The sequence below is a fragment of the Streptomyces sp. NPDC039465 genome, from assembly GCF_055639315.1.
Window position 1 is genome coordinate 529,915 of record NZ_JBVKAP010000004.1, and the last position, 12,499, is coordinate 542,413.

Below are 12,499 nucleotides of genomic sequence, written 5' to 3' on the forward strand. Positions count from 1 at the left end.
TTACTGGGACAAGGTGGCTTCCCATCTCACCGGGCGCCAAGATGGCCAGGGAGTCGTGGCCGGCGACGACACGCCGTTCTACCGGCTGAAGCGTGAGCTGTTCAAGAGGCGGCTGCTCGGTCCAGCGATGGCACACGCGGACACCATTCTGGAGGTGGGCTGCGGTCCCGGGGGCAATGTCAAGTGGCTGACCGAGCAGGGGAAGCACGTGGTCGGAGCAGATCTGTCGCCGTCCATGCTCGATCACGCACGCAGGACGGTCGATGCGGAGTTCGTCCAGACGAACGGGCGCAGTCTCCCGTTCGAGGACCGCCGCTTCGATGCGGTGTTCGTGGCCACGGTTCTGCAGCACAACCCCCCCGCCGACGCTCTCTGTCTGTTGCTCGAACTCGCGCGCGTGGCTGATCGTGAGGTGCACCTCTTCGAGGACACATCGGTGATACCACTGAATGATCGCCCATCACACTGGCTGCGGCGGCCGTCGTGGTACGTTCGGCCGATGCGGGATGCGGGCTTCGGCTTGGTGAAGTCGGAGCGGTTGCGCCTATCCGCACAGGAGGTCTCCGCCGTTCTGGTGCGAAGTGCCACATCCCGGCGGCGCCATGAAGGAGCGGAGATCACTCGGCGCCATAGCAAGTGCGAGTCTGCTCTCCTTCCGCTGGCTCGACTGTTCGACGCCGTTGTGCCCCCGAGCGTTGGCTTGACTCGCTTGTCCTTTCGTCGCCTTCGGTGACGGGCCGAGGCCGCAGCTGGTCAGCACATGAGTTGAGGGGGCGGTGGTTGAACCGACCCCGATCTCTTACGGGGTCATGCTGAGTCACGAAAGCTCCAGCGCGACAGTACGGCTGCCACCGTTGCCCCGGTCAGAGGTAGAACACCTCTCGAATGACTCAGCAGCGCTGCCAGTGTGGTTTTGGCCCCCGAAGACCGGCGCCAGCAACGCGAACGTGACCGGGCCTGGCAGGCATTGCTGAGAAGGTTCGACCTGGCACACGCCTTCCGCCTGTTCAAGCAGACCCAGACTGGCCGCCCCCTGGCGCCGCGCGCCGCAGGAGTCGCTCCCACAACCCGGAGAAGCCGCTGCTGTGGGGGATGAGCACGCAGCGTCGCTCACTCGGCCGATTCTCCCGCTGAGACCCTCCCGCCGGTCGGATCACGTCGCCCACCGGAGTTCCGGATCATCCGGGAAGCATTCCGGGGCGGAATCGGAGTGGCGCCGTCGGCGTCTCGGTGCCCTCGCAAGCTGCGGATCGTTGCCTACCTCCGGCGCCGCGCCCAAAAACGAGAAGGGCGGAATAAGGCCGCGTGGAGGTCATGGAAGAGCTTCTGCGCTCTTGGAAATGATCTCCGAGTGCGCGGACTGAGACCGGGTGCCGCGCTGCGCGCCGACGGCGACGCCGCCCCGGCCGCAAGCGCCGCTTCCGTCGGCTCGAGCGCACCCATTGCATCACCACCGCGTGCAGTCGGCTCCCATGCCGGGCCCGCACAGCAAACCAGGCCCGGTGCTGATCTCTCAGCACCGGGCCTGACCTGGTGTTTCTCTGTCGGGGTGGCGGGATTTGAACCCACGACCTCTTCGTCCCGAACGAAGCGCGCTGCCAAGCTGCGCTACACCCCGATGTCACTGCTCAGGCATTCCGTCGCGGCGACATCGATTACTTTAGCCCACCCGCGGCCGGAGACGAAATCCGGTTTTCGGGGCGGCGGCGCAGGCTACGGCAGCGACCGGGGACGCGGCGGGCTCGCGGGCCGTGTGGTCTCAGTCGCGGGCCGTGAGGGTCAGCAGCGTCGCCTCCGGCGGGCAGGCGAACCGGACCGGGGTGTACCGGTTCGTACCGCACCCCGCCGAGACGTGGAGGTACGAGACGTTGCCGCCGGACCGGTGCGTCGACAGGCCCTTCACGCGGTCCGTGTCCAGGTCGCAGTTGGTGACCAGCGCCCCGTAGAAGGGGATGCACAGCTGCCCGCCATGGGTGTGGCCGGCCAGGATCAGCGGGTAGGCGTCCGCGGTGAAGGCGTCCAGGGAGCGCAGGTAAGGGGCGTGGACCACGCCGATCGAGAAGTCGGCGGAGGTGTCGGGGCCGCCCGCGACCCGCTCGTAGCGGTCGCGCTTGATGTGCGGGTCGTCCAGGCCGGTGAACGCCACCTCGAGTCCGTCGAGCTTCAGCCGGCCCCGCGTGTTGGTCAGGTTCACCCAGCCCGCCGCGTCGAACGCGTCCCGCAGCTCCTCCCACGGGTTGTGCACGGCGCCCACGACCGGGGCGTTGCCGTTCAGACCGTGCTTGCCCTGGACCTTCTCCAGCAGATAGCGGGCGGGGTTGCGCAGCCGAGGGCCGTAGTAGTCGTTGGAGCCGAAGACATAGACGCCCGGGAACTCCATCAGCGGACCGAGCGCGTCCAGGACCTCCGGCACGCCCTCGGTGTCGGAGAGGTTGTCGCCGGTGTTCACGACGAAGTCGGGCCGCAGGCCCGCCAGCGACTGGAGCCACGCCCGCTTCTTGCGCTGCCCGCTCACCATGTGGATGTCGGAGACCTGAAGGACGCGCAGATCGCGCATGCCGGGTGGCAGGACCGGGACGGTCACCCGGCGGAGCCGGAACGAGCGGGCCTCGAATCCCGCCGCGTACGCCAGGCCGGCCGCGCCGACCGCCGCCACACCTGCCGTGATTTTCAAGGGAGTCCCGTATCGCGCGCGCATCCCCACATCGTCGCAGACCGCGCCGTGCCGCAGAAATGGGCGGGCGGTGCCGGCCTCGTACCTGCCACACTTGTTCCATGACCACGCTCAAGGCCAAGCTCCAGGACGACCTCACCGAGGCGATCAGGGCGCGCGACGAACTGCGCTCCTCGACGCTCCGACTCACCCTCTCCGCCGTCGCCTACGAGGAGACGGCCGGCAAGGACGCGCGTGAGCTGACCGACGACGAGGTGCTGAAGGTCCTCGCCAAGGAGGCGAAGAAGCGCCGCGAGGCCGCCGAGGCCTTCGACAAGGGCGGTCGCGCCGAGTCCGCCGAGCGTGAGCGCGCGGAGGGCGTCATTCTCGACGCGTACCTCCCGCAGCAGCTGACCGACGACGAGCTGCGGCAGATCGTGGCCCAGGCCGTCGAGGAGGCCAAGGCCGCCGGCGCCGAGGGCCCGAAGGCCATGGGTGCCGTCATGAAGATCGTGAAGCCGAAGGTGGAGGGCCGCGCGGAAGGCAGCCGGGTCGCCACCGCGGTCAAGCAGCTCCTCGCGGGCTGACACCCTGAGACGACGCCGGCCACGGAAGCCGGCGCCCAGGGCCGGCGAACAACGACGGAAGGGGCGGACCGCGTCACGCGGTCCGCCCCTTCCGTCGCGCCAGGAGCGCCAGGCGCGTCAGTCGTTGTTGTTGCCCTGGCCCCGGCCGTTCCCGCCGCCGATCACGTCCGGCGGGAACGTGATCCCGGGCCAGCCGTCGTCGCCGCCGGGCTTGCCCGGGCGGTTGCCGCCCGGCTTGTTGTCCCGGTCGCGGCCCTTGCCGTCGCGCGGCTTGTCCGGGTCGGGCTTCACCGCGTCAGGGATGGCGACGTCGATGAACCTCGGCGCGGGCTGCCCGTTCAGCGCGCCGGTCATCGCGTCCCTCCAGATCGGGCCCGGGACCTGACCACCGAAGACCTGAGCGCGGTACACGCCACCGATGGTGATGCGCTCCATCGACACCTGCTGGCTGGGGCTGCCGACCCACACCGCACCGGACAGGTTCGGGGTGTAGCCGACGAACCAGGCGTTCTTCCGTTCGTCCGTCGTACCCGTCTTGCCCGCGCTGTCGCGGCTGGCGCCGAGACCGGCCTCCTGACCCGTACCGGAGTCGACCACACCCCGCAGCAGCGTGTTGATGGTGTCGGCAGTCCGCTCGTTCATCGCCTTGCTGCACGACGTCTGCGGGACGTCGAGCCGCTTGCCGTCCGGCGTCTTGATCGACTCGATGGCGGTCGGGGTGCAGTACGTGCCGCGGTTGGCGAACGTCGCGTACGCCGTCGCCATCGTCAGCGGCGAGATACCGGTCGAGCCGAGCGTGAGCGGCGAGGGCGACACCGGCAGCTTCGTGCCGTTGCCCTGGACCACGCCCAGCTTGTCGGTCATCTGGACCACCGGGCAGAGACCGATGTCCTCGATCATCTGCACGAAGTAGGTGTTGACCGACTTCGCCATCGCATCCTTGAGCGCGTACGGGCCGACCTCGGCCTCGTTCTCGTTCTCCAGCTTGTACCCGCCGTCGTTGACCCAGGGGTTGCCCCCGCAGGTCGGGATCGAGGGGGGGTACGGCATGGAGAACGGCGCCGAGTACGACTGCGTCGGCGGCCTGCCCTGCTCTATGGCCGCCGCCGCCACGAACGGCTTGAAGGTCGAACCGACCGGGAAGCCGAAGTTCGAGCCGCCCATCCGCTTGTTGACCGAGTAGTTGATCGTGGTCTCGTGCTCGCCGAAGCCGTACGGCCTGGACTGGCCCATCGCCAGGATCTTGCCGGTGCCGGGCTGGACCATGGTGATGGCCGCCGCGACCTTGTCGTCCTGGTAGACGTGGTTCTTGAGGGACTCCTGCGCGGACTTCTGCGCCTGCGGGTCGAGCGTCGTCTTGATCTTCAGACCGCCGCGGTTCCAGACCTTGGCCCGCTCCTCGCGGGTCTTGCCGAAGACCGGGTCGGAGAGGAAGACCTGCTTCACGTAGTCGCAGAAGAAGCCGGCGCCGTCGACGGCGGTGATGCAGCCGTTCTTGGGCTTGCTGACCTGGAGCTTGATCGGCGTGGCCTTCGCGCGGTCGGCCTCGGCCTGGCTGATGTCCTTCACATCGGCCATCCGCTGCAGCACGACGTTGCGGCGCTGGGTCGCCTCGGTGGCGTCGTTGACGGGGTCGTAGCGGCTCGGCGACTGGACGATGCCGGCGAGGAGCGCGGCCTCCTCCAGGGTCAGGTCCTTGGCGGACTTGGAGAAGTACCGCTTGGAGGCCGACTCGATGCCGTAGGCCTGCTGCCCGAAGAAGGTGATGTTGAGGTAGTTCTCGAGGATCTTCTTCTTCCCGAGCTCCTCCTCGACCTGGATCGCGTACTTCAGCTCGCGGACCTTACGGCCGATCGTCTGCTGGGTGGCCTGGGCGACCTTGTCGGGGTCGTCGCCGGCCTCCTCGACGAAGACGTTCTTCACATACTGCTGGGTGAGCGTGGAGGCGCCCTGGGCGACGCCGCCCTCCTGGGCGTTGCGGTTGATGGCCCGCAGCACGCCCTTGAGGTCGATTGCCCCGTGCTCGTAGAAGCGCGAGTCCTCGATCGCGACGATCGCCTTCTGCATATAGGGGGAGATCTTCTCCAGCGGGACGACGGTCCGGTCCCGGGAGTAGACGGTGGCGATCTGGCCGCCCTGCGAGTCGAGGATCGTGGTGCGCTGACTCAGCGGGGGCCGCTTCAGATTGGCGGGGATTTCGTCGAACCCCTCGACCGTTCCCTTGGCGCCAAGTCCCAGGGCTCCGGCGGCGGGCAGCGCGATGCCCGCCAGTACCGCTCCGGAGAGCACACTGACACCGAGGAACTTGGCGGCCTGCTGGGCCCCGGTGAGGCCTCCGCCCGAGCGCTTCTTTGCCATGGGGGCAGCCTACGTTCTCAATCGCCGGACACGCGTATATGCCTTGGCCTAAGCTGCTCCCAACTGTCACAGCAGTGTGGATTCGCATCAAGGCCCGGCGTGACATCGGTGGTGACTTCCCGCGGAACCCGAGCCGTGTGACGTCCTGTCCGATTGCGCCGCGTGTGTCGTCCCGCGCCCGTTGTGGCCCAACTGAACTATCCCGTTTTGCCGGGAATGTCGCGCATGTCCATCGGTCACTCCCCTGGGTGATCTGCCGCGTACGCATAGTCCGTTCGGGCCATTCAAGATTGGGCCCGAAGGGGGTGTTGCGCTGTGCCCACCTTCCGTAACGTCCTCAACTGGCAGCGGTGAATATGCCGCTGCCGCCGTGGGGGAGCCTCGATTCGGGAGAGGACGGCGCCGTGATGGGCTGGGTAACCGACTGGAGTGCGCAGGCAGCCTGCCGCACTACCGATCCGGATGAACTGTTCGTACAAGGAGCAGCGCAGAACAGGGCCAAGGCGGTGTGCACCGGATGCCCGGTGCGGACCGAATGCCTGGCCGACGCGCTGGACAACCGCGTCGAGTTCGGCGTGTGGGGCGGCATGACGGAGCGGGAGCGCCGCGCACTGCTGCGCCGGCGACCGACCGTCACCTCGTGGCGCCGACTGCTGGAGACCGCACGTACGGAGTACGAGCGGGGCGCGGGCCTGCTGCCCGTCGCCATGGACGACGACGAGACGTACGAGGCGTTCGCGGCGGTGGGCTGACCCCCGCCCGCTCCCCTCGACACCTCCGCGACGCTAGGCGGCTCCGGCCGGGAACGACCCACCGGTCGCGAGACGATCACCGATGGCCCGAAGCCCAGCGAGGTCGTGTACGTCGCCGGGCAGGGCGGCCACCTCGGCCACCGCCACCTCGGGGTGGAGCGCGGTGAAGCGATCGCGCGTGCGCTGTTCACGCACGAGCACCTGCATCCGCTCGGCATGCAGCCGGAGCAGACCCGCGGTCAACTCCTCGACCGTGGGCTCGACCGACGAACGTGCCGACAGGTGTGCCGACGAACGGCCCGACGAACCTGTGGGCGGGTCTGTACGACCGGACTGCGGCGGGTCCGTGTGGGCGGGCTGAAGCTGGGCTGAGTCGGTGGCGGGCGGCTCGGGCTCGGGAGAGGGCGCCCTGGAGCCACGCCCAGCAGTCTTCCCGGCCTCCTGATCCACAATGCGGCTCTCCTCAAGATTTTCCGCGGCGGCGAGCGCCCGCTCGGCCGACAGCCGGGCGGCGCCGCTCCCATGGACGCGGTTGAGGACCAGACCGGCCAGCGGCATCTCCTCCGCCGCCAGCCGCTCCACGAAGTACGCCGCCTCGCGCAGCGCGTCCCGCTCGGGCGCCGCCACCACCAGGAACGCGGTGCCCGGCGCCTGGAGCAGCCGGTACGTGGCATCGGCGCGGGTCCGGAAGCCCCCGAACATCGTGTCCATCGCGGCCACGAACGTCTGTACGTCGCGCAGCAGCTGACCGCCGAGCAGCTTGCCGAGCGTCCCGGTCATCATCGACATGCCGACATTCAGGAACTTCATCCCGGCCCGGCCGCCCATCTTCGCGGGGGCCATCAGCAGCTTGATGAACTTTCCGTCCAAGAACGAACCGAGCCGCTTGGGAGCGTCCAGGAAGTCCAGGGCCGAGCGGGACGGCGGGGTGTCGACGACGATCAGGTCCCACTCGTCCCGGGCCCGCAGCTGCCCCAGCTTCTCCATCGCCATGTACTCCTGCGTGCCCGCGAAACCGGCCGACAGGGACTGGTAGAAGGGGTTCTCCAGGATCGCGCGGGCCCGCTCGGGGTCCGCGTGCGCCTCGACGATCTCGTCGAACGTGCGCTTCATGTCGAGCATCATGGCGTGCAGTTCGCCACCGCCGTCGATACCCGTCACCCGCCGCGGGGTGTTGTCCAGCGAGTCGATGCCCATCGACTGGGCGAGCCGGCGCGCCGGGTCGATCGTGAGGACCACGACCTTGCGGCCGCGCTCCGCCGCCCGTACGCCCAGGGCCGCCGCGGTGGTCGTCTTGCCGACGCCGCCGGCGCCGCAGCAGACGATGATGCGGGTGCCCGGGTCGTCGATCAGCAGGTCGACGTCCAGCCCGGGGCAGGCCTCCAGCCCGCGGCCCCCCGCGGTCGAGTCCTCGGCCGCCATGGCGGATTCCGAGCCCCCTCCGGGGGCCGTTTCCATGCCGGGGCCGCTCGTCGTGCCGCGGCCGCCGCCCCTCCCGGATGTATCCGTCACGCGCCCACCCCGAGCTTCCGTAGTTCCTTGGCCAGCCGGTACAGACCGGCGATGTCCGCGCCCTCGCCGAGATAGGGGAGTTCGTACGTCGGCACCTTCAGCTTCTCCAGGACGCCACGCTGCTCCCGCTCCAGCTCCACCCGCTGCGCGTGCTCGGCGGCCTGTTCCAGGAGCGGGGACACGAGCTCCGTGGCACCCGGAACGCCCGTCGCGGCGAGCGCCTTGGCGATGTCGTCGCGGTGGTCGCCGTCGGCGGCCCCCACCGCGGCCTCGTCCAGCAGATGCGGCCGCACCATGTTCACGATGACCTTGCCGACCGGCAGCTCCGCCTCCTGGAGCTCCGCGATGCCGTCCGCGGTCTCCTGGACGGGCATCTCCTCCAGCAGCGTCACCAGATGGACCGCGGTCTCGGGGGACTTGAGGACCCGCATCACGGCCTGCGCCTGATTGTGTATCGGGCCGATCCGCGCGAGACCGGCCACCTCGTCGTTCACGTTGAGGAAGCGGGTGATGCGGCCGGTCGGCGGCGCGTCCATGACGACGTAGTCGTACGTGTACCCGCCCTGCTTCTCCCGCCGGCGGACTGCCTCGCACGCCTTGCCGGTCAGCAGGACGTCCCGGACGCCGGGCGCGATGGTGGTCGCGAAGTCGATCGCGCCGAGTTTCTTCAGCGCCCGGCCGGCGCCGCCCAGCTTGTAGAACATCTGGAGGTAGTCGAGGAGCGCGCGCTCGGCGTCGATCGCCAGCGCGTACACCTCGCCGCCGCCCGGGGCGACGGCGATCTTGCGCTCCTCGTACGGGAGCGCTTCCGTTTCGAAGAGCTGTGCGATGCCCTGCCTGCCTTCGACCTCCACGAGGAGAGTCCGCTTGCCCTCGGTCGCGAGGGCGAGCGCGAGGGCGGCGGCGACCGTCGTCTTACCGGTACCGCCCTTGCCGCTGACGACCTGGAGCCTGCTCACGCCTTCGAGCCTAACCAGTGCCACCGCGGCCTAAGCAGGAGGCTGCCTGTGGCAGCGGATACAGTCGGCTCCATGACCAAGTGGGAATACGCGACCGTGCCCCTTCTCGTGCACGCGACGAAGCAGATTCTGGACACCTGGGGCGAGGACGGCTGGGAGCTCGTCCAGGTCGTCCCCGGGCCGAACAACCCCGAGCAGCTGGTGGCCTACCTGAAGCGGGAGAAGGGCTGATGGGCGCTGTCGAGGACAAGCTGACCGAGCTCGGGCTGACGCTGCCCGAGGTCGTGCCGCCGATCGCCGCGTACCAGCCCGCCGTTGAGTCCGGCGTGTACGTCTACACCTCGGGCCAGCTCCCGATGGTCGCGGGCAAGCTGCCGGTCACCGGCAAGGTCGGTGGCGAGGTCACCGCGGAAGAGGCGAAGGACCTCGCCCGTATCTGCGCCCTGAACGCCCTGGCCGCCGTGAAGTCGGTCGCCGGTGACCTGGACCGGATCAAGCGGGTCGTCAAGGTCGTCGGCTTCGTCGCCTCGGCGGCGGACTTCACCGGCCAGCCCGGTGTCATCAACGGCGCCAGTGAGCTGCTGGGTGCCGCGCTCGGTGACAAGGGCGTGCACGCGCGCAGCGCCGTCGGCGTCACCGTGCTGCCCCTGGACGCGCCGGTCGAGGTCGAGATCCAGGTGGAGCTCTTCCAGGACTGACCCATACGGGATCTCTAGGCGCACTGTCGATACGGCCCCGTGGCCGCCCGCCCGAGAGCGGCGGCTGCGGGGCCGTACCGCGTCCGGACCGTACGGCACGGTGTGGCCGGCCGTGTACGGGCCACCGCGCGCGGTGACGACCCCTCGAACATCCGGATGGATGCGCATAGCATCCGGCCATGCCCAATGGTCAGTGGTACCCACCAGAATGGCCCGACCGGATCCGCGCCCTCGCGGGCGGGGAACTCACCCCGGCCGCACCCAAGCGGGCCGCGACCGTCATGCTGCTGCGGGACGGCGCCGACGGGCCCGCCGTGCACATGCTGCGCCGCCGGACCTCCATGGCCTTCGCCGGGGGCGCGTACGCCTATCCGGGCGGCGGTGTCGACCCGCGCGACGAGCATCCCGTGCGGTGGGCGGGCCCGCCCCGCGCCGACTGGGCGGCCCGGCTCGGCGTACCGGACCCCGCCGAGGCGCAGGCCATCGTCTGCGCGGCCGTACGCGAGACGTACGAGGAGGCCGGGGTGCTGCTCGCGGGGGAGACCGCGGACACGGTGGTGAGCGACACCACCGGCGCCGACTGGGAGGCCGACCGCGAGGCCCTGGTCGAACGGAAGCTCTCGTTCGCCGACTTCCTGGACCGCCGGGGACTCGTCCTGCGCTCCGATCTGCTGGGCGCGTGGGCGCGCTGGATCACCCCGGAGTTCGAGCCGAGGCGGTACGACACGTGGTTCTTCGTGGCGGCGCTCCCGGCCGGGCAGCGGACCCGGAACGCCTCGACGGAGGCCGACCGTACGGTCTGGATCCGGCCGGCGGAGGCCGCGGCCGGATACGACCGCGGCGAGCTGCTGATGATGCCGCCGACGATCTCCACCCTGCGGACCCTGGCGCCCTACGCGACGGCCGCCGACGCGCTCGTCGCGGCCGGAGGACAGGACATGACTCCCGTCCTCGCCCAGGCGCGGCTCGAAGGCGACGAGGTGATCCTGAGCTGGCCGGGACACGACGAGTTCACCAAGCACATCCCGACGGGAGGCACGGCATGAACCGGCGGGCCGCCACAATGGTCAGCACGGCCCACACGACCGGCAGCACGGCCCTCCGCCGTCGGACAGGAGCCCTCGCATGAGTGACGCAGCCGCCCTGCCCGGACAGCCGCGCGGAGGCGTGATCTCCGGACCCGCCACCACGCGCGCGGTGAACGTCCTCGCGCCCAATCCGTCCGCGATGACGCTCGACGGCACCAACACCTGGATCGTCTTCGAGCCCGACTCCGAACTGGCCGTGGTCGTCGACCCGGGACCGCTGGACGAAGCGCACCTGCGGAACGTGATCGCGACCACTGAGCGCCTCGGCAAGCGGGTCGCCCTGACCCTGCTGACGCACGGCCACCCGGACCACGCGGAGGGCGCCGGCCGATTCGCCGAGCTGACTCGGACTCATGTCAGGGCGCTGGACCCGGCCTTGCGGCTGGGGGACGAGGGGCTGGCGGCCGGTGACGTGATCACTGTGGGTGGCCTGGAGCTGCGGGTCGTCCCGACCCCCGGCCACACCTCGGATTCGCTCTGCTTCCATCTGCCCGCCGACCGCGCGGTCCTGACGGGCGACACGATCCTGGGCCGGGGCACGACGATGGTGGCGCACCCGGACGGGCGCCTCGGCGACTACCTGGACTCACTGCGCCGACTGCGCTCGCTCACGGTCGACGACGGCGTCCACACGGTCCTGCCGGGCCACGGGCCGGTCCTGGACGACGCCCAGGGCGCGGTCGAGTTCTACCTGGCCCACCGGGCCCACCGGCTGGCCCAGGTGGAGACGGCCGTCGAGAACGGCCATGTGACGCCGTCGGAGGTCGTGGCCCATGTGTACGCCGATGTGGACCGCTCGCTGTGGCCGGCGGCGGAACTGTCGGTCCGGGCGCAGCTGGAGTACCTGCAGGAGCACGGCCTGATTCCCGGCGGCGGCCGATAGGGCCGCTAGCCCGTCAGCCCTTCAGCCCGTAGGAGGGCGCTGGGGACCCTCCCCTCATGCGGCGCTGGCCGATGCTTTACGCTCCGCTTACTTCTGGCTGCCGTTCCTGGGGGGAAATCCACGTGTTTGTCCTGTCCATCGTGCTCATCGTCGCCGCGGTGGTGCTGTACGTCGTCGCTCGCACCGGCGACCGGCGTGGCCTGAAGCTCGGCGCGCTCGGTGCCCTCATCGCCGCCGTCTTCGCCGGGCTCGGCTCCACCCTGACCGTCATCAGCGCGTACGAGGTCGGCGTTCCGGTCGCGTTCGGCAAGGTCGGCTCGCCCATGACCTCCGGCATGCACCTGACCTCGCCCTTCACCACGATCACCACCTTCTCCACGCGCCCGGTGGACCTCAACCTCTCCGACAAGGACGTCGTCGAGGTGCGCTCCTCGCAGGGCGGCGTGATGTACGCGGAGGTGACCGTGAAGTGGGCGGTGACCCCGTCGAAGGCGGTCGAGCTCTACAAGCTGGCCGGCAGCGAGGGCGCCATCCAGCAGCGCCTGGTCTTCCCCGACAGCCGCGAGATCATCCGCAATGTCTTCGCCCGTCACACGAGCGAGGAGGGCTACGCCTCGGCCCGCGAGAAGATCAACACCGAGATCGGCACGCTGATCAAGGAGCGGCTGAAGCCGCGCGGCATCGACGTCACCACGGTCAACCTGCGCAATGTGAAGCCCTCGGACGCCCTGCAGACGCAGATCGACCGGAAGATCCAGCAGCAGCAGGCCACCGAGCGGGCCACCGAGGCGGCCCGTACGGCGAAGGCCGAGTCCGACCGGCGCAAGATCGAAGCCGAGGGCATCGCCCGGGCCAACAAGATCCTCAACGACTCGCTCACCGACAAGATCCTGCTCAACCAGTGCATCGACGCCTTCAAGGACGCCTCGGCCCGCAACCCGGTGTACGCGGTGCCGTGTGGCGGCGGCAGCGGCACCCCGCTGATCGTGGACGGTACGAAGAAGTAGCG

At 69.7% G+C, this 12,499-nt stretch carries 12 protein-coding genes and 1 tRNA gene; 8 read left to right on the forward strand and 5 right to left on the reverse strand.

Annotation, left to right across the window (positions count from 1 at the left end):
• Positions 1-55: 55 nt before the first annotated feature.
• A complete protein-coding gene (locus ACZ7LT_RS16955) occupies positions 56-733 on the forward strand; it encodes a class I SAM-dependent methyltransferase (protein WP_471236818.1) in 678 nt (225 codons plus the stop codon).
• An 811-nt stretch (positions 734-1,544) separates the two neighbouring features.
• On the opposite strand, the gene ACZ7LT_RS16960 is transcribed toward ACZ7LT_RS16955, so the two are convergent.
• Positions 1,545-1,618, reverse strand: a tRNA-Pro gene (locus tag ACZ7LT_RS16960).
• Positions 1,619-1,759: 141 nt separating this feature from the next.
• A complete protein-coding gene (locus tag ACZ7LT_RS16965) occupies positions 1,760-2,698 on the reverse strand; it encodes a metallophosphoesterase (RefSeq protein ID WP_471236819.1) in 939 nt (312 codons plus the stop codon).
• A 77-nt stretch (positions 2,699-2,775) separates the two neighbouring features.
• On the opposite strand from ACZ7LT_RS16965, the gene ACZ7LT_RS16970 reads away from it, so the two are divergent.
• On the forward strand, positions 2,776-3,240 hold the full coding sequence (locus ACZ7LT_RS16970) for a GatB/YqeY domain-containing protein (RefSeq protein WP_471236820.1): 465 nt from the start codon (positions 2,776-2,778) through the stop codon (positions 3,238-3,240).
• Positions 3,241-3,357: 117 nt separating this feature from the next.
• Here ACZ7LT_RS16970 and ACZ7LT_RS16975 read toward each other — a convergent pair whose 3' ends face one another.
• Entirely contained in the window at positions 3,358-5,598 is a 2,241-nt protein-coding gene (locus tag ACZ7LT_RS16975) for a transglycosylase domain-containing protein (protein WP_471236821.1), read from the reverse strand.
• A gap of 407 nt (positions 5,599-6,005) precedes the next feature.
• Between ACZ7LT_RS16975 and ACZ7LT_RS16980 the strand changes: the two genes are divergently transcribed.
• Positions 6,006-6,350, forward strand: coding sequence for a WhiB family transcriptional regulator (locus ACZ7LT_RS16980; RefSeq protein ID WP_471236988.1), 345 nt, complete (start codon positions 6,006-6,008; stop codon positions 6,348-6,350).
• Positions 6,351-6,383: 33 nt separating this feature from the next.
• Here the strand turns inward: ACZ7LT_RS16980 and bagB are convergent, their stop codons facing one another.
• A complete protein-coding gene (gene bagB / locus ACZ7LT_RS16985) occupies positions 6,384-7,772 on the reverse strand; it encodes an ATPase BagB (protein ID WP_471236989.1) in 1,389 nt (462 codons plus the stop codon).
• A gap of 86 nt (positions 7,773-7,858) precedes the next feature.
• A complete protein-coding gene (gene bagA, locus ACZ7LT_RS16990; RefSeq protein ID WP_471236822.1) occupies positions 7,859-8,821 on the reverse strand; it encodes an ATPase BagA in 963 nt (320 codons plus the stop codon).
• A 72-nt stretch (positions 8,822-8,893) separates the two neighbouring features.
• Between bagA and ACZ7LT_RS16995 the strand changes: the two genes are divergently transcribed.
• The 5 genes from ACZ7LT_RS16995 to ACZ7LT_RS17015 all read left to right on the forward strand — a co-directional run bounded on the left by ACZ7LT_RS16995 (position 8,894) and on the right by ACZ7LT_RS17015 (position 12,497).
• A complete protein-coding gene (locus ACZ7LT_RS16995; RefSeq protein WP_019888269.1) occupies positions 8,894-9,052 on the forward strand; it encodes a DUF4177 domain-containing protein in 159 nt (52 codons plus the stop codon).
• Positions 9,052-9,519, forward strand: coding sequence for a RidA family protein (locus ACZ7LT_RS17000; RefSeq protein WP_471236823.1), 468 nt, complete (start codon positions 9,052-9,054; stop codon positions 9,517-9,519). The genes ACZ7LT_RS16995 and ACZ7LT_RS17000 overlap by 1 nt, the downstream gene beginning before the upstream one ends.
• Before the next feature lie 179 nt (positions 9,520-9,698).
• Entirely contained in the window at positions 9,699-10,565 is an 867-nt protein-coding gene (locus ACZ7LT_RS17005; RefSeq protein ID WP_471236824.1) for an NUDIX hydrolase, read from the forward strand.
• 79 nt (positions 10,566-10,644) lie between these two features.
• Positions 10,645-11,490, forward strand: coding sequence for an MBL fold metallo-hydrolase (locus tag ACZ7LT_RS17010; protein WP_471236825.1), 846 nt, complete (start codon positions 10,645-10,647; stop codon positions 11,488-11,490).
• A gap of 122 nt (positions 11,491-11,612) precedes the next feature.
• Entirely contained in the window at positions 11,613-12,497 is an 885-nt protein-coding gene (locus tag ACZ7LT_RS17015; protein WP_471236826.1) for a prohibitin family protein, read from the forward strand.
• Positions 12,498-12,499: the final 2 nt, after the last annotated feature.

What these genes read in the sequence shown, in the direction of transcription:
- ACZ7LT_RS16965 (WP_471236819.1), bottom strand. Translation starts at nt 2,698, where the DNA reads ATGCGCGCGCGATACGGGACTCCCTTGAAAATCACGGCAGGTGTGGCG.
- ACZ7LT_RS16970 (WP_471236820.1), top strand. Translation starts at nt 2,776, where the DNA reads ATGACCACGCTCAAGGCCAAGCTCCAGGACGACCTCACCGAGGCGATC.
- ACZ7LT_RS16975 (WP_471236821.1), bottom strand. Translation starts at nt 5,598, where the DNA reads ATGGCAAAGAAGCGCTCGGGCGGAGGCCTCACCGGGGCCCAGCAGGCC.
- ACZ7LT_RS16980 (WP_471236988.1), top strand. Translation starts at nt 6,006, where the DNA reads ATGGGCTGGGTAACCGACTGGAGTGCGCAGGCAGCCTGCCGCACTACC.
- bagB (WP_471236989.1), bottom strand. Translation starts at nt 7,772, where the DNA reads ATGGCGGCCGAGGACTCGACCGCGGGGGGCCGCGGGCTGGAGGCCTGC.
- ACZ7LT_RS16995 (WP_019888269.1), top strand. Translation starts at nt 8,894, where the DNA reads ATGACCAAGTGGGAATACGCGACCGTGCCCCTTCTCGTGCACGCGACG.
- ACZ7LT_RS17000 (WP_471236823.1), top strand. Translation starts at nt 9,052, where the DNA reads ATGGGCGCTGTCGAGGACAAGCTGACCGAGCTCGGGCTGACGCTGCCC.
- ACZ7LT_RS17005 (WP_471236824.1), top strand. Translation starts at nt 9,699, where the DNA reads ATGCCCAATGGTCAGTGGTACCCACCAGAATGGCCCGACCGGATCCGC.
- ACZ7LT_RS17010 (WP_471236825.1), top strand. Translation starts at nt 10,645, where the DNA reads ATGAGTGACGCAGCCGCCCTGCCCGGACAGCCGCGCGGAGGCGTGATC.